Here is a 21,320-nt window from a genome sequence, read left to right on the forward strand (position 1 = left end):
CTGAATGCGACTGCTCTTTTTTTACCAGCGAATTGTCCTATGACACCAAAAGCAAGGCGCCGATGCCTAGCAGTACAAGAGCACTTCCGAGGATAGTGCGGAGCTGAAGGGCCTCTTGATTTTTCAATAAAAAGTAGCTGAGAGGGATGACCAGCAGCGGTTGGGCGGTCGTGATTAAGGTGGCAATGGAAATCGGAATGTAATGCATTGCCGCGATATGGCCGATTTGGGCAGAAATCGTGAGTCCCCCGCTTAACGCGTACAGCCAAACGCCCCGGCGATCCGCCGTTCGGAGACTGCTGACTACAGTTCTCGCTTGTTTGTTCAACAACAGGTGCAGGAGCAAGCCGGTCAGCGCTCCGAAAAAACCGCCGAGTATCGGCTCATTCCAGTCGCGGATTCCTGCCCCGCGGGTAATGTTGCCTAAAGCGTAAGATAAGGCTCCGAGCAGAGCGAACCAGGCTCCGGGTTGAATCAGGTTTTTCCAGCTGGCTTGACGTTGGTCGTTTCGTTTGGGAGAATAGCTCACCAAAAATAAACCAGTAAGGACTACCACGATGGCGATGAGCTCCTGCCAAGAAAGCATTTCCCTTAAAAATAACCACGAAATGACAAACGTAAACAGCGGGCTGCTCACCATATACGTGCTGGCCTTGGATGGCCCAAGCTTGGCAATCGAATCAAAATAGAGCGACCTCCCGAGATAAGAGGACAGCAAGCCGGACACCATGAACATCAGGAGGCCGAACCCATGAAACCCCACAGGCTGCGAAGACGTGAGCAATCGAATGATCAGAAGGAGTCCTGAGAACACCACGTTGACAAAAATGGAGATCACAAACCCCACATCGAGATGTACTCGCCCGCTTGCGGCCTTGGTAACGATGACATTGACGGAAAACAATACAAGTGCTAATAAGGCTAAAAACTCACCCAGTTGTCTCACCCCCAGTAGAAGCTTACAAATTGACCTCATCGTACCATCCGACCGTGCTCGTTTCAACCCGTTTTTATTAAGTTGAATTTGGTCTATAGCTTACAATCCTTTCATTGGGTAATCTGAATCTAAGGAAGTGTGGTTAAATTCAATCGCAAAGGACTGCAGTCATGGAAGCATGGAGACGGAATTTATACGTATTGTGGATCGGATGTTTTTTGTGTTCTAGCGGAACCAGTATGATTTTGCCGTTCCTATCGGTATTCGTTCAGGAGTTGGGCGTCCGGGACATTCAAGAGGCGGCGGTATGGTCGGCGATGATCTTCGGCTCCAACCACCTGATGGTTACGCTCACCTCCTCCTTCTGGGGCCGGCTGTCCGATACCTATGGCCAAAAGGTGATGCTGATCCGTGGCATATAGGCCGGCGAATCCCAGCCTCCGTGACATCGTGAAGCAGGCCCCAGTGCTGCTGACCATTATGCTGGCCACGTACTTGGTCAACGTCAGCCTGCAAAGTGTAAGTCCCATCATCACGCTGTACGTCAAAAGCATGAATATCGTTAATCACGCCGAGATCATCAGCGGATTGATTTTTGCCTCGAGCGCACTGGGAAGCATGTTTGCCGCACCAATTTTAGGTAGGTTGGGAGACCGTGTTGGACATCATAAGGTATTGCTGGGCTCGGTGCTTCTATTGGCCGTACTTAATATTCCTCAGGCGCTGGTCCATGACCCTTGGTCGCTGCTGGGAATCCGGTTCCTCAGCGGGCTGTGTGTCGGCGGCTTAATGCCCTCGATCAGCGCACTCCTGCGTAGAATGTCGCCAGCCTCGGTGCAGGGCAGTGTTTTCGGCTATAACTCGAGCGCAACCTCGTTCGGGAACGTGTGCGGTTCTTTCTTAGGCGGCGTAGTTTCGAATTATTTGGGCATCGGGAGCGTGTTCTATTTCGTTGCGGGGATGCTTTTGGTGTTTTTTATGCTCATGCTACCTCAACTCAAGGCGTTGGACCGAAACGTACGTTATTCCAGTGAGTCACGGGGAGAAAAAATGGGGTTGGATTAAAAACAACGCACGATATCCTTGCTGCCTCGATGGAAGAACATGTAATATAATGCTGCAGACATGTGAAAAAGAGCTAGTGACGGTACTAAAGCTCTAAATGCCGCTTGATCTAGCAACAAGATGAGCTGTCCAAGCAGGTCCTCGAACGGATTCATATACTAGATTGACATATGGATCGGAGGGCGTAAGTGCTGCACTCACATGCCTCATAGCAAATGGATTCAATCTTGTTGAATTCCAATTCAATCAATTTAGGTTAGAACGCAATCGCAGTTCAAGGCGTAAGCGTGGTTGTTAGCATTATAAGTCGCATGTGAGTGCGGCTTTTTTAATATAAGGGAGAAGCGAAATGGCCGAGGTTCTATTATTTCATCACGCATTGGGTTTGACCGAGGGAATTCACACCTTCGCCGATGAGCTTAGGGAGGCCGGGCACACAGTACACGTTCCGGACCTTTTTGAGGGTCACTTGTTTACCACGATCGAGGATGGCATGGCTTGTGTCAAGGAAGTCGGCTTCGAAGAAATGGTTGACCGTGGTATACGTGCGGCAAGCTGGCTTCCGCGGGAGATCGTCTATGCGGGGTTTTCGCTCGGTGTAGTGGCGGCCCAGAAGCTCGCCCAGACCCGTGAAGGCGCACGTGGTGCACTGTTCTTTTACTCCTGTGTTCCGGTGTCGATGTTCGGATCCCCCTGGCCGGCAGATTTGCCGGTGCAGATTCATGGTATGGACACGGATCCCTATTTTGCCGATGAGGGAGACCTTGAAGCGGCACGTGAGCTCGCAGCGTCGGCCCATCATGCCGAACTCTTTTTATACCCAGGGGATCAACACTTTTTTGCCGATAGCAGTTTGTCTTCGTATGACGCGGAGGCGGCGGCGTTGCTGATGCAGCGCGTGCTCCAATTTCTCAAGCATTTGGATGAGCAGTAAGGGGGAGACAATCCATGATCACTCACTTTTCTCAGCTTCAGTTACAAACGGTTTCAATTCAAGGCGTTAAACAATTTTATCATGACCAGCTACGGTTCCCTGTCGTTTATGAGTCTGACGTTGAAATCTGGTTTCAACCGACGGAATCCTTTACATTATCTTTTACGGAAGCTGCAGAACCGCTGGTTCCTGTCCATTTTGCATTCGAGGTGCCTTATTCTGAGTTTGAGAACGCAGTACATTGGCTCCAAAGCACCGGAAATATTACACTCTTAAAATGGTCCGATGGCCGGATGATTGATGATTTTGAAACGGGAAAGAATGTTTACTTCCGGGATGGCGACGGTAACTTGCTGGAAATCATCGCCCATCATTACATCACAGAAGGGATATTGCCTGCGAGCGGAGAGTTAAAAATTTTGTATCTTAGAGAAGTTGGGTTTCCGGTAGATTCTGTAACTGATTTTAGAGAGTTGTTAGTTGAGCTTTTTAACTTCAGTCTGGATAAGGTATATGAGAACTTTACTTTTGCTATTGGCGGAACTGCACATGCGGTGATTACTTCTAAAAAGCGAAAATGGATTCCGATCGCCATGACCGCTTTATCACCAACGATGAACATCATTTTTGGGACCAGCAGTTCCGATTTTATGGAAGAGGTTAAAACCAAATTAACTGCCAAAGGCATCCATCATGAAAGTACTGAAGTCGGTCAGCTGCATTTTAGATTAAATGGGTACAGTTTTTACTTGAAACTTACAAACTTTCCGGCCAACATGCCTGCGTTATTAAACCTGCCTTATTCAAAGTTACCAAAGCATTCCTAAGAATGCCCCAGCCGCAAGGGAAGGGGACGAATGCTTCCGAGTAGCGATCCCAATAAATCGATCAGGCAATGGAACTACCGTGAGAAGCTCCAATAAAGACCCGCTCATAAGACGTGACGCAACTAAGGCCCGCGGCAAGAAAGCTGCTCCATATCCTCGTTCGGCAAATTCGGTGAGCATTTCCAGGCTGTTCAGTTCGAAATCCGCTTCCACCTCTACGCCTTGCGCACGGAACCACCCTTCGATAAATGAACGTGTCGTACTGCCGGGAGAGAGCATTAAGAGAGGCAGCTCGGTCAACCGTTCTGTTTGCACGGGCTCCTGTGAGAAGTTCGCGAACGCGGTTCCAACAACGATGCAAAAAGGCGAGGCGTGGGAGCTAACAACCTCGATTTCTTCGTCAGTAACGGGAAGATAGACGTAGCCGAGATCAAGCGATCCTCGCTTCAAGCGCTCCAAGATATGGCTAGTCTTCTCCTGTGATAATTGAATGCGGACTTCGGGATAACGGGCATGAAAACGATCGAGTACAGGGAGAAGAAAGTCTTTGACGATCGCACCATTCGCGCCGATCCGTAGCGTTCCTTCACTAAACTGCTTTAGTCTCTTCATGTGGCGCTCGCCTAAACTAAGTTCATCAAACGCTTGCCGGACATGCATATACAGGGCTTGTCCTTCTTCTGTTAGCCGAACCCCCTTGGAGAAACGGTCGAACAGCACAATCCCGAGAGCCTCTTCTAGCTGTTTGATCGCATAGCTCACGGAAGGTTGTGTCATATGAAGAATTTGTGCAGCCTTAGTCAAATTAGATGATTCGGCGGCATGGAGGAAAATGCGATACCATTCGGTGTTGGCAATCACTTGTCATCAATCCATTCTATGTCAAAGTACTAAAATGCTGATTTCATTTATTTCAAGTATACCCCTAAACTAAAACGTAGGAACATAAAAAAAGTTGGGGTGTGTTTATATGGCTGGAAGTACGTTCGGAGAGCGCTTTAAAATGACCACATTTGGGGAATCCCATGGTGAGGCGGTAGGCGTTATTGTGGAGGGAGTCACACCAGGCGTTGAGTTGGACGAAGCATACATCCAGGTGCAAATGGACCGCAGGAGACCAGGCCAATCCTCGGTCACGACCCCACGGAAAGAATATGATAAGATCCGAATCTTATCAGGCCTCTTCGAGGGGCGAACGACGGGGACGCCGCTATGCATCATGTTGAACAACACAGACATGCGTCCGTCCGCGTACGATGAAATCAAATCGATGTACCGACCCGGACATGCGGACTACTCTTACGATAAGAAATATGGGGTACGAGACTATCGCGGGAGTGGCAGGGCCTCGGGCAGAGAAACTGCAGCGCGAGTGGCTGCGGGAGCAATAGCCCGTAAGCTGCTGGAGCGCCGGAGTGTTTCGATATTGGCTTATACAACCGAAATCGGCGGCATCCGCTGCGAAACGTTTGATGAAGATGCTATTGAACATAACGCGGTGCGTGCATGCGACCCCCTGGCAGCTAAACGCATGATTGAACGAATTGAACAGCTAGCTGCAAAGGGCGACAGTTGTGGGGGGATTGTGGAATGTAGGATTAGCGGCGTGTCTGCGGGGCTAGGGGAGCCCGTGTTTGACAAGTTGGACGCTGATCTGGCCAAGGCCATGCTGTCTATCGGTGCGGTTAAGGGGATTGAATTCGGTGCAGGCTTCCAAGCTGCTTCGATGCTAGGAAGCGAACATAACGATCAGATGGACAGCAAGGGGTTTCAGACGAATGATGCGGGTGGAATGATCGGGGGGATTAGCACCGGTGCGGATATCGTTTTCCGAGTTGTGGTCAAACCGACCTCATCCATTTCAGTTCCACAGCAGACCGTCGATATGTACGGCAACGAACAGGAAATTGTGACGATAGGCAGGCATGATCCTTGCATCTGCCCACGCATTGTGCCGGTCATTGAAGCGATGGCTTGCGTAGTAATCGAGGATCACTACAAGCGACAAGCAGCCTTGTTGGATGAATAACTCATAGGAAGTAAGGTTACGCATGGTAATTACAGCGACAGTCTCGGACACCAATTTCTCGTCCATTGACTGCCGCTGTTTGTTGTGTTAGGGAGGGCATATGCGGGGCAAATTGTTTTAATGACCAAACTGCTAATTGATCATGAGGAAAATATTACTGGGACGTTTCATTAGCATTTAATTAATTGGACAAAATAACCCCCAATAGCAATAACTTCCCTGCGAGGGGGTGGTTACGATGTGGCATAACACGTGCCGGGGGGCCACTTTTACTAACATAACTGGAAATCTGTACATCGATTTGGCCATCCTGATGATCATAGGCTTGGGCTTCATGGGATTGAGTTTCCCTGCAATAAGAACCGAGTACAGGCAAGTAAGGCAGGAACAGAAACGAATCCTGATAATCTTAGGGGCGTTGTTGATGACGGTATCGCTTAGTATGGGGACCTTCGTTTTGGGCTGCATTTTGTTCTTAATCTCGCTTGTAAGCTTGATTGCAGAATGGACATGCTAGCGGCCGAAGTGACACGAAAAATCATGGGACTACTCGAGAATCTAACTCGGTGGTCCTTTCTTTTTGTGTATAATCATAGTAAAGCGTGAAGCTGAGAGATGGGGCGACTGAGGGTGTGCATAGTGTCAGATCACCGCTAAAAGTACGCGGCAGATGGGAGGAATTAACGACTATGGAAATAGAAGCAAAAGAACACCTCAGACAGCTAAAGCATACAGATGTGCTGGTCGCGGGCGGCGGCATATCCGGTGTCTTGGCTGCCCTTGCGGCGGGGCGCAATGGAGCGAAAGTGATTCTATGCCAGGACCGGCCTGTCCTGGGAGGTAACGCCTCGTCGGAAATTCGGATGCACATCGTTGGTGCTTCGCACTCCAAGCGAGGGCAAGTGTTGGCGACGGAGGCCAGGGAGGGTGGCATTCTGGAGGAAATTCTGCTGGAATGTGCAGTCCGCAATCCGCAGCGAAGCGCTTCGGTGTTCGATCTCCTGTTATATGAAAAATGCCGGGCTGAACCGAACCTGACGCTGATGCTCAATACGACGGTGACCGGGGTGCGTATGGACGGCAGCCGGATTGTCTCCGTTCAGGCTGTGAGGGAGAGCACGGAGCATGCTTTTGACATTTTTGCCCACATCTTCATGGACTGTACGGGAGACGGCCGTCTCGGGAAAGAGGCGGGAGCGCTTTTCACGACCGGCCGGGAGTCTTCGCGGCAATACGGGGAGTCCCATGCGGGAGAAGAAGCCGATTCGTATCGACTCGGTTCTTCCCTGCTGTTTACGGCCCGTAATATGGGCAAGCCGATGAAGTTTACTCCCCCAGTCTGGGCGAAGTCGTTTACGGAGGAGGATTTGAGGTACCGCAGCCACACCTCCTGGGAGTATGGCTATTGGTGGGTAGAGTTCGGCGGCCAGCTGAATACGATTGCCGATAATGAGCTGATTCGCGATGAGCTGCTCGCCATCATGATGGGCGTATGGGACCACATCAAGAACAGCGGCCATCATCCGGAGTCGGAGAACTGGGCGCTGGATTGGTTCGGCTTCGTGCCGGGCAAGCGGGAATCGCGCCGATTTATCGGCAAGCATCTGCTCACTCAGAGGGATTTGGAGCACGCCATCCATTTTGAAGACGTGATGGCTTATGGTGGCTGGCCGATGGATACGCACCCTCCCCAGGGGATCGAGGCCAAGGACAGCGATCCTTGCTCGCAGCCGGTGACCAACTTCGTGTACGGGATTCCGCTGCGCTCCCTGATCAGCGCCAACGTGGATAATCTGATGTTTGCCGGGCGCAATATTTCCGCTACGCACATTGCGTTTTCCAGCACGAGGGTGATGGCGACCTGCGGTGTGATGGGGCAAGGCGCCGGCACGTTCGCGGCCATGGCGATTCAGGAAGGGCTGCCGTTGGAGAAGGCGTGGCCAAACCAGGAGCTGATCCGCCGAACGCAGCAGCAGCTGATCCGGCAGGATGCGTTTCTGCCCGGCATTGCTGCGGGCCGCAACCTGGCAAGTGAAGCCCAGGTGCGGGCCTCGTCCGAGCAGCCGGAAGGGCCGGCAGCGAATGTGATCGACGGGCACACCCGGTCCATGAATGGTGCAAGGGGCCTGCGTCCCGATCTGGTCACCAGCCCCGGCACTCACCGCTGGATGTCTCTTCCCGACGACCCGCAGCCCTGGATCGAGCTGGAATGGGAAACGCCAGTGTCTCTAAGCGAAATCACCATCGTGCTCGACACGGGCATGCACCGGAGAGTGACGCTGACGCATGATGAGGCGCTGCAAAAGCAGCTCGTCTGGGGACCGCAGCCGGAAACGCTGAAGGAGTTCCGGGTCTTGGCGGAGTGCCAGCAGGTAAAGGCGCAGGTGATGCACATCAAGGATAACTACCAGCGGCAGGTGACTTGCCAAACGCAGCTGGAGCAAGTGCGCAAGCTTCGCGTGGAGGTATGGGGTACGAACGGATTGGATCACGCTCGTATTTTCGAAATTCGATGCTACTGATGCTAGAGAAGGGGCGACTGCCGCATGGACATTTAGCACACATCCGGCAGGGTATGTGGAGCTTACGAATTAACGCCAATAATTAGAGGTGGCACGAGTTTGCAGAAGCATTTGCGGCGCATGGAACGAAGCTCAAGCGGAAACGCGAAGTAAAATAAAACCTGCCTCGGCTTAACGACCGGGGCAGGTTTTTTGCTTACGACTTCGCACATTCAACTCTTCCTAGTGGGTACTCTTCGCCATTTTCTTGCGGAAGCTTGCCACGAGCAGTAATATCAGCGGTAGCAGCAGCATGTACATGGGGATATCGATTGGTGCTACTAGTCTTCCTTGTAATCCCAAAGTGAGATAATTTGGAAACCCCCACAAGCTAAAGACCAGAATCAGCAAACCAACCGGAAATACGATCGGCCGAACATCTGAAAGCTTCATCCATTGACCGATAGAATAAGTAGACACATAATAAAACACCGCGATCTTCACGAAGTTTCCGGCAATCCACATGGCCAGAAGCAAGGCCTCTAAATTCTCAAAGAAGTCTGCGATGCTGAGATAACGAAAGGCCGTCAGCATGGGATACGTTTTGTTTCCTACATCCACACCAAACAAAAATAAGGTGATCAGGTTGATAAATACCATACTAGCTATGATAGCAGCTAGAGAAAGCAAGGCCCATTTCTTTCCCTTTTGAGGATCCTTTAAGCAGGGCAAAAAGAAGGACATAAGAAAAAGCTGAGATACCCACGCCTGAGGGCCGATGGCTCCCTTAAGGACAGGGGTAATCCCATGGCCTAGAATGGGAAATATATTTTTAATGTGCATGTCAGGAATTAGCAAAAGGAGAAAGAAAATCGGCGAAATAAAGATGGGAGTTAGAATCACGGCACTCCTAGCGATCATCTCCGCTCCTCCTAGAACGGCAAAGGCTGCGAGCAGCAGCATCAAGCCTATGATTAACAATATCGGTGTATTGAACAGGAAGTTGCCCTTAACAAATTCAGCATATTGCCTGGCAATAGCACCAGTGGAGAAAAGCATATCTAAGATGAAAAATAGAGCTACAAGTTTCCCTAGGATTTTCCCGAGGATTTGCTCCATGTATTCCGCTATGGTCTTTTTGGGGTATATTTTATGGAGCTGGACTGCAGAAGCAATGGATAGATAACCGGACACAATGGTAAACAGACCTGTCATCCAAAAATCATTTCTGGCATAGTACGCCGAACTGGCGGGCAGGATTAAGAAACCTGTGGCGAGTACGGTCGGATAAAGTAATATCCCAAGTTGGAATGATGAAATTTGTCCTTTCTCCAGCATCCGTTGTCACCTTCCTCAATAATTGACTGTCCTCACGGTTCTAAAAGTACCCTAATCAGCGGTTCATAAAGGTTGTGAAGCAGCTGTGTAGGACCGGGTGTGTGAGGCAGATCAAAATAGAACATCACCCAGGACACAAGGAGTATTGTTACGAACGTGGCCCGATCTTGGAACGGTTTTTGTTTCAGCTTCGGCCATTCTATGCAAAAGATCAATAGGACGGTCACCGTAGCTCCCCAGAAAACCCAATTCATTGCTCCACCTCTTCCTTGGGTACTCCCCCCGGATAATTGGTAAGACCAGGTCTCAATATACGGGCCTCAATTTCCGTACGTACTTCAACTTTAGGGAACAAGTCCGCCCAATGGTTTTTTACCTTTTCCCACTCTTTGGGATATTTTTCATGAAACTCCTTAGCAAAGCCCAGTACGTCTACCTTTACCTCTTGCTGCACTACGTGAAGAGCAAGCTCGATCCGCTCACGGACATCTTCCTTGAATGCCTTTTCTATCTTATTAAAAGCTTCAGGCTTCATGGGATTCAGCATGGAACCGTTTTGAACAATGTCTCCTTCCGTCTTTACTTTCACCGTGATGATCCAATGATCCCCTTCAATGGAGGGAATTAGCTTTACGCTGGCTTTAACCGGATTTAAAGACACCTTTTCCTTTCCATCATTCAGCTTAAAGGTGCTTGTATATTCTTCGATTTCATTTCGGATCCACATGACACCTCGAGTCACTTTATCTGAAATCTCCGCGACCATTCGATCTTTCTTGAAAATGGCGGTTCCAAAAATATAAGGAATGGTTTCATAGGATTTCATCGTTTCTTCCGGCTGAAGAATTTTAATCAACGGAATGATGGCTGATTGAGATTCTCCTTTTAACATCATGGATACTTGTTCCATCGTGGTTCCGATGCCCGTCTTGTTTTTGGCTAGCTTTCGCAGTGCTGTGGCCGAGGTGCGTTCAAGCGGAGGAAGCACTTTTAGGGCTTCTGATGCCATTCCTTCACTGACAAAAATAAAGGCACGCTCTCTTGGCTGAGGGTGACGCACCAAAAAATCGAATTGCTCCCGGATTCCCTTCTTCGCGAAGCCTTCGCTGAATATGAATGCCTTGCATTGACCCCAAAATAATTTCCGGGGAATTTTCGCTTGAAGCTTCGCCAAAGCATCGGCCGTATCTTCCCCTTTTTCAGCGCGTACGAGGGTCTGTCGTTCCCCGCCGCCGCCACCTTCACCGGATGAGCCTTTTTGACTTTTAGGGATGAAAATTTGTGCGCTGATTTGAACTTGATTATTGCCCGCGGTATCGAAAGCTAATGCTGTAACCAAAGCCAAATCGTTGATTTCCATCCGGTCCCAGCAGCCGCTAATCATCAAACAAGTCAGGAGGGTGATCACTAAGCTCAGTTTTTTTTTCATATAGCTTGGTTCCTTCTAAAGAAATTATCCCTCATCTTCTCTTCCTGGGGCCGGTTTTTGGTTGGGTGCTTGACGGTATGGATTGCTCCCTCCCGTAAGGTGTGGACGTGTATCCAGCATCCACAAAGGAGACCTGATCAGTACGTCTCTCAGCTCCTTCGATCTTGGGGTAGCCAGGGAGGAGAGATAGGGAACGCCGAAGGAGGTTAACTGGCACATGTGAAGAATAATGGCGATAAAACCCGTCATGACCCCCAGAAGCCCTAGCGTTCCTGCCAGGATCATCATTGGAAAACGTAAAATTCGGAGGGCAATCCCCGTGATATATCTTGGAATCATAAAGGAAGAGATGCCACCGATCGCAACCACGATCACCATCGGAGCCGAAATGAGGCCGGCCTGTACGGCCGCTTGTCCGATGACAAGCGCACCGACAATACTGACGGCAGCACCAATTTGTTTCGGCAATCGCACCCCAGCCTCACGCAGCGCTTCAAAGAAAACCTCCATGATCAACGCCTCAACCAGTGCCGGAAAGGGGATCGCTTCTCTGGAGCTTGACATAGAGAAGAGCAGGGATCCAGGGATCATCTCTTGATGAAAACTTAGAATCGCCACATACAACGACGGAAGAAAGAGAGAGATAAAGGTAAATCCGTAACGCATCCACCGCGTGAACGTACCGATCAAATACCCTTGATAATAATCCTCTTGACTCTGCATGATGGACATAAAGGTAATGGGAGCGATTAAGACAAAAGGAGTGCCTTCCGTAATAATAGCAATTCTTCCTTCTAACAAATTGGCGCATGTTACATCAGGGCGTTCCGTATTAAGCATTTGCGGAAATGGAGAATAGTGGTGCTCCTGAAGCAGCTCCTGAATATAACCGCTCTCCAGAACTCCATCGATCTTGATACTCTGGATCCGCTGCTTTATTTTTTCCACCACGGTCATATCCGCGATTCCGTCGATATAAGCGATGGCGATATTGGTTTGAGTGTATTCACCTACAACTATGGATTCCATTTTTAAATGAGGACTTTTGATAATCCGGCGTATTTGAGAGGTATTGACCCGGAGGGTTTCCGTAAAGCCCTCCCGCGGACCTCTAATTCCGGCCTCTGCCGAAGGCTCCTCGACCGCACGTTTTTCCCATTTGCTTAATCCTAAGGCGAGCCCTTGAGTCTCGTTATCCATGAGCAAAATCGGAAGGCCATTGGAAAGGCACTCGATGCATTTGGCAATGGTACTAAATGGTTTTACCTGCGTAACGGTTAAGCGCTGCTCGACAGCCTTCAAAAAATCGGCGCTTTCCTCTAGTTCATCCCGTAGGAGAGGAGTAAAAACATGCTCTTCGATCCCTTCAGAATCCGATAACCCATCAATATAAACTAAGATGGCTTTCGTATTTTTCCCAATGATAAAAGAACGGAACACCACATCCGAGCAATTGGCATAAATGGAGCACAGGAGATTCTCATTGCGCTTCAAGCTAGGGGAAAGCTCCTGTTCCAATAGGTGATTGCTAGGTGTTTGCGGTGGCTGCTGATCCATCTTCTCGGTTTGTTTCTTTCCTGACTGTTTCAATAGGTATTTGATAAAACCGAGCTTCAACATTGAGGCAGATTCCCTCCAAATCATTCCTTTGTCTTATCATGCCTTGTCCTTCCTTAATTATGCAAAAAAAAGAAGGCTTGCTAAAATATAGCAGACCTTCCTATAGCCGATGCGTTCCGCATCAGTGGCATTTTTTTGCACTATGCCATGGCGCAATAACACACCTCTCCTCAGGAGGGAAATATGGTAATATGAATTACAAAATCCCCGGGAGCAGGAGAGTAAATCATGAACTATCACCGCCGCAACCGTTTTCTTTTCTTTACGGACTCTGTGTTATTTATGAACGCGATGACCTTTATGTCGGTGAATGCCGTCATTACGTATTTTCTCGCCAATCTGAAGGCAAGCACCTTTGAGATCGGGCTGGTGAACGCCTTGGTATCGATCGGCAGCGTTGTCAGTCAGCCCTTGTTCGCCAAGCTGGTCATGAAGCTCACGCACAAAGGGAAGGTGTTCGCTAAAATATTGTTCACTCAGCGCATCAGCTTCCTGTTGGTTGTAGCGGCGGTCCCGCTGTTAGCCGAAGCGCATCCACGGCTGATGGTCGTGACGTTCTTGATCGGCTGGGCCGTGTTCAACCTGTTCGTCGGCTCGTACGGGATCTTTTACATGAGTCTGTTTGCGAAGCTGGTCGCGCCAAGCGAACGAGGACGGCTTCGCGGCTTCAGCAGTGGAACCGGCAGCGTGCTTGCGCTAGGGTCTGCGGCGGTATGCGGGTTGATTTTGAACCGGGTGCCGTATCCATATAACTACACAGTCATTTTCGCAATCGGCGTAACTTTGCTGCTGGCGGATGTGCTGATGTTTCAGCTGATGCAGGAGCAGGAGGCGGATGAGGTAGCGAAGGCGGACCTGAATTATTTTCAATACTTCAAAACGATTCCCACGATGTTCCGGGAGTATCCGGGCTATAAGCGCATCGTGATGGGGTTTGCATTGATGGTGGCCGCCCAATCCGCGTTGGCGTATTATACGCTCTATGCTGTGCGGACGTTTCAAGCGGGGAGCTCGACGATTGCCTTGTTTACCGCTATCACCGGGCTGGCCAATATCGCGGGGAGTGTGATTTTCGGGATGCTGTCGGACCGGATCGGACATCGGCAGGTGCTGATGGCAGCATCGGCCGCCGGCGGGCTGGGCAGTCTGCTGGTCGTGCTGTTCCCCGGACTGTGGTCGGTTTACGCCGCATTTGCCTTAACGAATATGTGTATCATCGGCTACAACCTGAGCAGCGGTATCCTGATTCTGGAGCAAATTTCACGAGCGCGGCTGCCGATGGCGATCAGTATTAATTCGATGATTTCCTTATGCACCAGTGCGATCGTGATGATCGGCAGCAGCTGGCTGGCGGACCTTTCGTTTCAGGTGGTGTTTCTGATCACCGGACTTTGCGGTATCCTGGGAGTGCTGATGATCAGGGATCGACACACGGCTGCAGCTGCGCGGCAATCCTCGGAGCTCGACTCGTCCACGTAGCTAGGGGTAAATGGGTATATTCTCCTTGGGGCTGGGTATATTATGCCAAAAAAAGGATGATACCCGACATGTCCATGCAGGATGAATCACCTATAGACCTCCCGCAGTTTCCGGAATCCTATTGGCGAGCCTCGTCGAGCTTTCCCGAATTCCCTAAGCTGACCGGCAGCATCGAAGCCGATGTAGCGATCGTCGGAGCAGGCATCTCCGGAATTACAACCGCGTACCTGCTCTCCAAGCAAGGCTTAAGCGTGGTATTAATTGAAGCTGGGCGCATTCTCAGCGGAACGAGCGGACATACCACGGCGAAAGTTACGGCCCAGCATGACTTGATTTACGACGAATTGATCTCTAACTTCGGAGTAGAGCAGGCGGCGCTTTATTATGAGGCCAACTGGGAAGCCCTGAGCTTCATCAAGCAAACGGTGCAGGAGCAGCAAATCGCTTGCGATTTTACAGAAGAAGATGCCTACGTCTATACCAGTTCCGATGAGTATATAGCCAAGCTGGCTGCAGAATTCAAAGCCTATCAAAATTTGCATATCCCCGGAGCCTTTGTCAAGCAAACTCCGCTTCCTTTTCCAACCAAAGCGGCCATTATCATGAAAAATCAGGCCCGTTTTAACCCGATCCCCTATTTATTGCACTTACTGGAGCAAGCCGCCGCTCACGGTGTACAAATCTTCGAAAACACCACGGCCATTTCCGTTGAAAAAGGGGACCGCACAGCGGTTGTCACCAGCGAGGGTCATACCATCACCTGTAAGCATGTCGTGTCCTGCTCGCACTTTCCGTTTATTGATGGACTGAGCTTTTATTTTGCCCGAATGCATTCGGAACGTTCTTATGTGCTGGGTGTAAAAACCGCCCAAGACTACCCCGGCGGGATGTATTTAAGTGCCGAGGACCCGAAACGCTCGATTCGAGCTACGACGTATAATGGAACGAAAATGGTTCTGATCGGTGGAGAAAATCACAAAACAGGGCAGGGCATCTGCACGATCCAGCACTATGAGGCTTTGAAGCAATTCGCAAGGGAGCATTTTGGACTAGAGCGGATCTGCTATCGCTGGTCGGCGCAAGACCTGATCACGGCGGACAAGCTTCCTTTTATCGGGCAAACGACGGCAGATTCCCCTCAAATTCTGGTTGCCACGGGATACAAAAAATGGGGCATGACGACCGGCACAGCGGCAGCGTTATTGCTTGAAAGGCTGGTGCTGGGAAAGGAAAGCCGGTACCGCGAACTGTTTAGCCCAGTACGATTTCATCTCGATCCGAGCCTGAAAACGATGATCGTGCAAAATGCGGACGTAGCGAAGCACCTGGTAGCCGGCAAGCTGGAGCTGCTCCATCACACGCCGGAGGAGCTCGCGAACGATGAAGGGGCCGTGGTTAAGGTCAATGGAAGCCGGGCGGGAGCTTACCGGGATCCGCAGGGGACACTGCATATCGTAGATACCACCTGTACCCACATGGGCTGTGAGGTCGAGTGGAACCACGGGGAACGAACCTGGGATTGCCCGTGTCACGGCTCCAGATTTTCGTACAAGGGAGAAGTGCTTGAAGGTCCAGCGAAGCGTCCTTTGAAGGTTTTAACGAACTCCAGCAGCTTTAATGTTTAAGGGTCCTATTCTAGGAGCGGCTCCTCACCAGGGGTCGCTCTTACTTTATTTGGCCATCATTCCATCGACCGTCATATTGAACAGACATGACGAATAAGAATGGTAAAAGCAAAAAGCATGTCCGCGCAGGATGAGCTAGATTATTGCACGGAGGGTGGAAGACGGATATGGAACATGGGGATCGCAGCATTGCAATCTTAGGCATAGGTACGGCCGTGCCGGCTTACCGGCTCGAACAAGGCGAGACAGCCCAGAGGTTAGCGGAAGCACTCAAAGACAATCCGAACTCCGCGCGCTGGGCCAAACGCATATTCAAGCAATGCGGCGTGGAGAGCCGGTTTACCTGCGAACCGAATTTGCTGGAGCCAGCTGAAAGCTGCCGATATTTTCCGAGCGTATCGAATACATCCGTGCCCACCACGGCTGAGCGGATGAAAACCTACAAAGAAGCATCCGTTCCGCTAGGGCTGGAGGCGGCTAGAAAGGCGCTTTCCGATGCGGATGCGCAACCCTCTGATATTACGCATCTGATTACCGTCAGCTGCACCGGTCAATTTCTTCCGGGCATGGATGCAGCGCTGATCAGGCAGCTAGAGCTCTCAGACACCGTAAATCGCATACCGCTTCAATTTTTGGGCTGCGCCGCAGGGTTAAAGGCGGTTTGCTTATCCAAACAAATTGTGGCGGGCAACCCGCACGCAAAAGTCTTAGTGGTCTGCGTTGAATTGTGCACGCTGCACATCCAACCTTCCACGGAACGGGAAGCGTTATTCGCCGCCTCCTTTTTCGGTGATGGGGCTTCCGCTTGTGTCGTCGGCTCAGCGGGGGCGGAGCATAGAGGCATATTTCAATTAGGCCAAGCTCACTCGGTTCTGTTGCCGGACTCCGCCGAGGACATGGTGTGGGAGCTAGGGAATCACGGGTTTGATCTGTATCTTTCTCCGGATATCCCGAAGCAAATCGGACGGTTGGTTCCCCAAGAAGTCGAGCGCTTGCTAAAAGGAGACACTCATCCACCGGAGCTGGAGCTTTGGGCGATTCATCCCGGCGGCCGAGGCATAGTCGATACGCTTCAGGATATTTTTGAGCTTACGGAGGAGCAGACGCAGCCAAGTCTTAGCGTTCTTCGCAACTACGGCAATGTCTCGTCCGCCACTATCTTGTTCGTGCTTAACGAGATGAGGCAGCAGCTGGAGGGACGGGGATCAGAACGTGCTGGAGGCATCGCGCTCGCTTTCGGTCCGGGCCTCACGGTCGAGATGATCCAAATCGCTTATGCGCCAAGCACAAGCGCCATCATTCAAGCGCAGCTTTCAGGGAGCATCGGCACTAGTGTTTAGACGTCTGCGACAGCGGGCTGCAGAGCCGGAGCTGATGGACGACTTTACAACCGGAGGAATCGAGCTGACCGAAGCGCTGCAGCACCTGCGAAGGCTGAACCGGATTTTCGGTGCGGCGGGACCTACCCTTTACGGCGTGAAGCGGCTATGGGCGGAAGCGAAGAAGCCGGGCAGCCTGTCGATCTTGGATGTCGGAGCCGGATCTGGAGATGTGAACCGGCGTCTGCTGCGCTGGGCGGATCAGAATCGAATCGAGCTTCGGATTACGCTCGTTGACATCACTGATGAAGCTTGTGAGGAAGCGAAGCTGTTATTTCAAGATGAACCGCGGGTCCAGGTGATGAAAAGCGACTTGTTCGCGCTGCCGGCCGGCTCTGCAGACATTGTCACAGGCACTCAGTTTGTGCATCATTTTACGGAACAAGAGCTTCCCGGCGTGCTGGAGTGTATGCTGAAAGCGTCTCGGCTGGGCGTCGTCATCAATGACATTCACCGGCATTGGATGGCCTGGGTGGCCGTCTGGCTCATGGCACGGATCGTCTCCAATAATCGATATATTGTACACGATGGGCCTTTGTCCGTGGCCAAAGGGTTTCGGTCGGCCGATTGGCTTAAGCTCCGAGCCTCCCTTGGAAATTCTGAAATGGTGCACAGCTGGAGGCCGCTGTTTCGTTATGCCGTCGTGATCGGCAAGCACCGGATATAATTTACAAAGCGTAGCTGGGAGTTGAATGCGATGAGCCGCATCCTGGATGCAGCAGTTCTTGGTGCCGGGATTGCCGGCAGCAGCTTGGCCAAAGCCTTAGCGGACCGGGGCTGGGAAACCGTAGTGCTGGATCGGCAGCGGTTCCCCCGGCATAAAGTGTGCGGAGAATTTCTATCTCCGGAATCGCAGCAGATGCTTACAGCTTTTGGGCTGCGCGATGCGGTACAATCGCTTCAACCCAGCAGTATCACCAAGATTCGGTTGATCTTGGGCCGTGGCGACCCGCTGGAAATTCCTTTGCCTGGCATGGCGTTAGGGGTTAGCCGGCACGCCTTAGACCTCGCTCTACATCGTGAGGCAGCGAGCTCGGGCGCCGAAGTGCAGACGGCAGCGACGGTGACAGCCGTATACCCCGATGCTGAGGGCTATACGATCGAAACGAAGCGGGAGACGGGGATTCATACCTTGAAGGCGCGCACCGTCATCGCGGCATGGGGCGCCAATCGTCGGTCAGGACTTCCCGGCCAAGCCCCTAAGCGGGAATCCGCTGCGAAGAGGAAGACGTACATGGGCGTGAAATCCCATTTTAGTGGCATTGAGATGGAGCCTGTGGTGGAGCTTTATTTTTTCCCCGGTGGCTATTTGGGGATTTGTCCTGTGGAAGGCGGCAGCATCAATGCTGCGGCACTGGTGTCGCCCAAGGCTTTCGGTATCCATGAGAAAACGATCCTGGGTTTGATCGAAGCCGCTGGACGCAGCAATCCCAGACTGGAACAAAGACTGGCGGGAGCCGTCCCGATTCCGGGAACGCAAGCGGCCGTTGCCCCGGTCGATCTTGCCCGTAATCCGGTGGCGTGGGATATGATCCCCCATGTGGGCGATGCCGCAATGATGCTGCCGCCGCTCTGCGGAGACGGCATGTCGCTGGCCCTGCGGTCGGCGCTGCGCTGTGCCTCTTTTGCCGATCGCTATTTGCAAGGGAGCATTTCCCTTTCCCAGTGGGAGTATGAGTACTCGCAATCCTTGGTGCGCGAATTCCAGGGACCACTGCGGTGGGGACGCCTTTTATCCTGGCTGCTAAGCAGCTCCACGCTCTCCTCGCCTTTGCTGAGTTTAGCCCAGTTCACTCCTCGTTTGACCTCCAGCTTAGTTAGGGCAACCCGATTGAAAGAGCTCGAGTAGCAATTCCCACTACCATTTCAATCCACACATGAGAGGGGCATAGCATGGTCATGGGCTTACGGAAGCTTGCCGTCCTCTCTTTTCGATATCCCAAAGCTATACTTGTGTTTTGGACCATGTTCTTGGTCCTTTTTGGTTTTTATGCTCCTAAGCTCACGACGGTGCTGCAGGATCATGGGTTGCTCGCAGACGGCTCCTATGTCAAGGTGCAGCAAATCCTAGCCGAGGATTTCCATGTTCCGAAGGATCCGGTCATTCTGGTGTTTGAGAAAAAGCAGAGTGTATCGCAGGAGCAATTTCAACAATATATCGCCAGCAGCATGCTCCAATTCAAGGATATGAACGGTCTGCTCGAGGTAGTGTCCCCTTTGGAACGGGCAGGAATGCTCGAAGGGGATTTTGCCTATGCGCTGCTTTCGTTTCGTCAGCATTCTTATGAAATGAAGCCTGTGCTGGACGAAATGCATCGACGTCTATCGCATCATCCAGCGATTTCGGTTCGAATGACAGGCAAATCCGTCGTCCAAGCGGATGTCAACGAGGCTAGCTTTAAGGATCTGACCCAAGCCGAACGGATCGGAATTCCTGCGGCCTTCCTGATTTTATGGATCGCGTTTGGTGGTGTCGTTTCCGCACTACTGCCCATTGTCATAGGGGTGATCGGGGTAACCGGCACGATGGGAATGATGTACTTGCTCGGGACGAGGATGGAGCTGTCCAATTTTGTACTCAATGTGATTCCTATGGTGGGACTGGCTTTGAGCATCGATTACGCCTTAATGCTGGTGAGCCGGTTTCGTGAAGAGCTGGAGTGCGGCCCGGTAGAGCAGGCTTTAATGACAACGATGCAGACTGCCGGCAGGTCCGTAATGTATTCAGCCGCTGCCGTATGGCTGGGCTTGTTGGGCGTCCTGCTGATTCCGCTGCCCATGTTCTCGTCTGTTGCGATGGGGGCCATGCTCGTCCTGGCGGTTTCGGTCTGCTTGACCTTAACGCTGCTTCCGGCGCTCCTCGTTGTTCTTCGCCGTGCAATTCATGCGGAAAGCAAGCCATTGTCCGCCTTCAGAACATCGACCCTCTGGTATGTGTGGCCGGGCTATGTGTTAAAGCGGCCGATTCGTATGGGGCTGCTCGCTTTGCTCCTGTTATTGTGCTGCCTTCTGCCTTTAAACAAGCTCGAGGTCGCGATTCCGGACGCCAGCTCTTTACCGCAAGGCAAGGAGTCCCGCATGGCAGCGGAAGCCTATCAAGCGCACTTCGAGTCTCCTTCGGAAGCTCGTATTTTTATCGTGGCTCAGGGAAAGGGAGCACATACGCTGAGCAAAAACGATTGGCTTGAGGCCCATACCTTAACCGAGCAGCTAAAAAGGGATCCGGGCGTCCTGCGAATAGACTCCATTTTTGACCGTCTGCACATGTCGCCTGAGCAGCTATACCTCTTGGCTCAGCAGCCTCGTTTAAAAGAGAGATACATTCAACCTTTTGTTCATGAAAACCGGATGCTCATTCAAGTAACGCTAGAGGGGGGAGCGGCATCCAAGCCTGCGATGGACTGGGTCAGACGATGGGAGCGGGAGGCTGCGCATCAAGGAATACCCATCCTGCTGGGAGGAGAAGCGAAGTATCAGCAGGAGGTTTTTGACGTCATTTTCGATAATCTGCATCGAGTGATTCTGTTTATTGTCGTATCCAATTTTATCGTGCTTTATCTGGCCTTCCGATCCGTTCTCATTCCGCTCAAAACGATAGCGATGAATTTCTTGAGCATAGGCGCCGCGTTTGGCCTTCTGGTATGGATTTTTAGAGAGGGACACCTGGGGATGGAGCAGGGCAGTATTGCGATTATGATTCCCGTCTTTATTTTCGGACTGGTCTTTGGGATCAGTATGGATTACGGCGTGTTCCTGGTATCCCGCATTTTCGAGAGGTATCAGCGGACAAAAGACAATCACAACGCGGTGCTGATCGGCGTAGCATCCACAAGTCGAATCATCACGTCGGCCGCCGCGATTATGGTCGCTGTGACGGTGCCGTTTGCGTTCGGTGAGGTAGCGGGGGTGAGGCAGCTGGGGATTGGCATTGCTTCTGCGATCTTGATCGATGCCACGGTCATTCGGCTGATTTTGGTCCCCTCGCTCATGAAATGGCTGGGGGACTGGAACTGGTGGGCTCCCAAACGGTTCAAATAGAAAGCACTCATCCAGTGTGATTTTGGATACAACATTGTTGCTTTGGGCCAAATACAATCCAGGCATCGCTCTGTACAATTAGATATAGATGAACCGAAGGGGCCTGCGGATCGAGCAGC

17 protein-coding genes are annotated in these 21,320 nt (G+C 51.4%); 12 read left to right on the forward strand and 5 right to left on the reverse strand.

The features are described from left to right. Positions 1-37 precede the first annotated feature (37 nt). Entirely contained in the window at positions 38-976 is a 939-nt protein-coding gene (locus FPZ49_RS14595) for a DMT family transporter (protein WP_144847893.1), read from the reverse strand. A gap of 200 nt (positions 977-1,176) precedes the next feature. On the opposite strand from FPZ49_RS14595, the gene FPZ49_RS14600 reads away from it, so the two are divergent. The 4 genes from FPZ49_RS14600 to FPZ49_RS14615 all read left to right on the forward strand — a co-directional run bounded on the left by FPZ49_RS14600 (position 1,177) and on the right by FPZ49_RS14615 (position 3,763). Then, positions 1,177-1,359, forward strand: a complete 183-nt coding sequence (locus FPZ49_RS14600) for a multidrug efflux MFS transporter (RefSeq protein WP_144847895.1) — start codon at positions 1,177-1,179, stop codon at positions 1,357-1,359. Continuing rightward, positions 1,349-2,002: an MFS transporter gene (locus FPZ49_RS14605; protein WP_144847897.1), complete on the forward strand. Its 654-nt coding sequence runs from the start codon at positions 1,349-1,351 to the stop codon at positions 2,000-2,002. Before FPZ49_RS14600 ends, FPZ49_RS14605 begins: the two co-directional genes overlap by 11 nt. Before the next feature lie 349 nt (positions 2,003-2,351). Next, entirely contained in the window at positions 2,352-2,936 is a 585-nt protein-coding gene (locus FPZ49_RS14610; RefSeq protein ID WP_144847899.1) for a dienelactone hydrolase family protein, read from the forward strand. 14 nt (positions 2,937-2,950) lie between these two features. Continuing rightward, positions 2,951-3,763, forward strand: a complete 813-nt coding sequence (locus tag FPZ49_RS14615; protein WP_144847900.1) for a VOC family protein — start codon at positions 2,951-2,953, stop codon at positions 3,761-3,763. Here the strand turns inward: FPZ49_RS14615 and FPZ49_RS14620 are convergent. Next, positions 3,746-4,624, reverse strand: a complete 879-nt coding sequence (locus FPZ49_RS14620) for a LysR family transcriptional regulator (protein WP_144847902.1) — start codon at positions 4,622-4,624, stop codon at positions 3,746-3,748. The genes FPZ49_RS14615 and FPZ49_RS14620 overlap by 18 nt on opposite strands. A 109-nt stretch (positions 4,625-4,733) precedes the next feature. Here FPZ49_RS14620 and aroC point away from each other — a divergent pair, with 109 nt between their 5' ends. After that, positions 4,734-5,792, forward strand: a complete 1,059-nt coding sequence (gene aroC, locus FPZ49_RS14625; RefSeq protein WP_144847904.1) for a chorismate synthase — start codon at positions 4,734-4,736, stop codon at positions 5,790-5,792. A 689-nt stretch (positions 5,793-6,481) separates the two neighbouring features. Beyond that, positions 6,482-8,314 (forward strand): FAD-dependent oxidoreductase, encoded by a 1,833-nt coding sequence (locus tag FPZ49_RS14630; RefSeq protein WP_144847906.1) that lies wholly within the window; start codon positions 6,482-6,484, stop codon positions 8,312-8,314. A 222-nt stretch (positions 8,315-8,536) separates the two neighbouring features. Here FPZ49_RS14630 and FPZ49_RS14635 read toward each other — a convergent pair whose 3' ends face one another. From FPZ49_RS14635 to FPZ49_RS14650, 3 genes are all read right to left on the reverse strand, one after another. Then, a complete protein-coding gene (locus FPZ49_RS14635) occupies positions 8,537-9,631 on the reverse strand; it encodes a GerAB/ArcD/ProY family transporter (protein WP_144847908.1) in 1,095 nt (364 codons plus the stop codon). Positions 9,632-9,881: 250 nt separating this feature from the next. Next, positions 9,882-11,060, reverse strand: a complete 1,179-nt coding sequence (locus tag FPZ49_RS14645; protein WP_144847912.1) for a Ger(x)C family spore germination protein — start codon at positions 11,058-11,060, stop codon at positions 9,882-9,884. 24 nt (positions 11,061-11,084) lie between these two features. Beyond that, positions 11,085-12,617 carry a spore germination protein gene (locus FPZ49_RS14650; protein WP_144848037.1) on the reverse strand — a complete coding sequence of 511 codons (1,533 nt, stop codon included), beginning with the start codon at positions 12,615-12,617 and terminating at the stop codon, positions 11,085-11,087. Positions 12,618-12,908: 291 nt separating this feature from the next. Between FPZ49_RS14650 and FPZ49_RS14655 the strand changes: the two genes are divergently transcribed. From FPZ49_RS14655 to FPZ49_RS14680, 6 genes are all read left to right on the forward strand, one after another. Beyond that, a complete protein-coding gene (locus tag FPZ49_RS14655; RefSeq protein ID WP_144847914.1) occupies positions 12,909-14,159 on the forward strand; it encodes an MFS transporter in 1,251 nt (416 codons plus the stop codon). Positions 14,160-14,227: 68 nt separating this feature from the next. Further along, a complete protein-coding gene (locus tag FPZ49_RS14660) occupies positions 14,228-15,784 on the forward strand; it encodes an FAD-dependent oxidoreductase (RefSeq protein ID WP_391563823.1) in 1,557 nt (518 codons plus the stop codon). Positions 15,785-15,951: 167 nt separating this feature from the next. Next, entirely contained in the window at positions 15,952-17,124 is a 1,173-nt protein-coding gene (locus FPZ49_RS14665; protein ID WP_144847915.1) for a type III polyketide synthase, read from the forward strand. Then, complete coding sequence (locus tag FPZ49_RS14670) at positions 17,117-17,830, forward strand: methyltransferase domain-containing protein (protein WP_261381414.1); 714 nt, start codon at positions 17,117-17,119, stop codon at positions 17,828-17,830. Before FPZ49_RS14665 ends, FPZ49_RS14670 begins: the two co-directional genes overlap by 8 nt. A gap of 30 nt (positions 17,831-17,860) precedes the next feature. Further along, on the forward strand, positions 17,861-19,012 hold the full coding sequence (locus tag FPZ49_RS14675; protein ID WP_144847919.1) for an NAD(P)/FAD-dependent oxidoreductase: 1,152 nt from the start codon (positions 17,861-17,863) through the stop codon (positions 19,010-19,012). 44 nt (positions 19,013-19,056) lie between these two features. After that, positions 19,057-21,201 (forward strand): MMPL family transporter, encoded by a 2,145-nt coding sequence (locus FPZ49_RS14680; protein WP_261381415.1) that lies wholly within the window; start codon positions 19,057-19,059, stop codon positions 21,199-21,201. Positions 21,202-21,320 lie beyond the last annotated feature (119 nt).

It is taken from the genome of Paenibacillus cremeus (assembly GCF_007786445.1).
GTDB lineage: Bacteria > Bacillota > Bacilli > Paenibacillales > NBRC-103111 > Paenibacillus_G > Paenibacillus_G cremeus.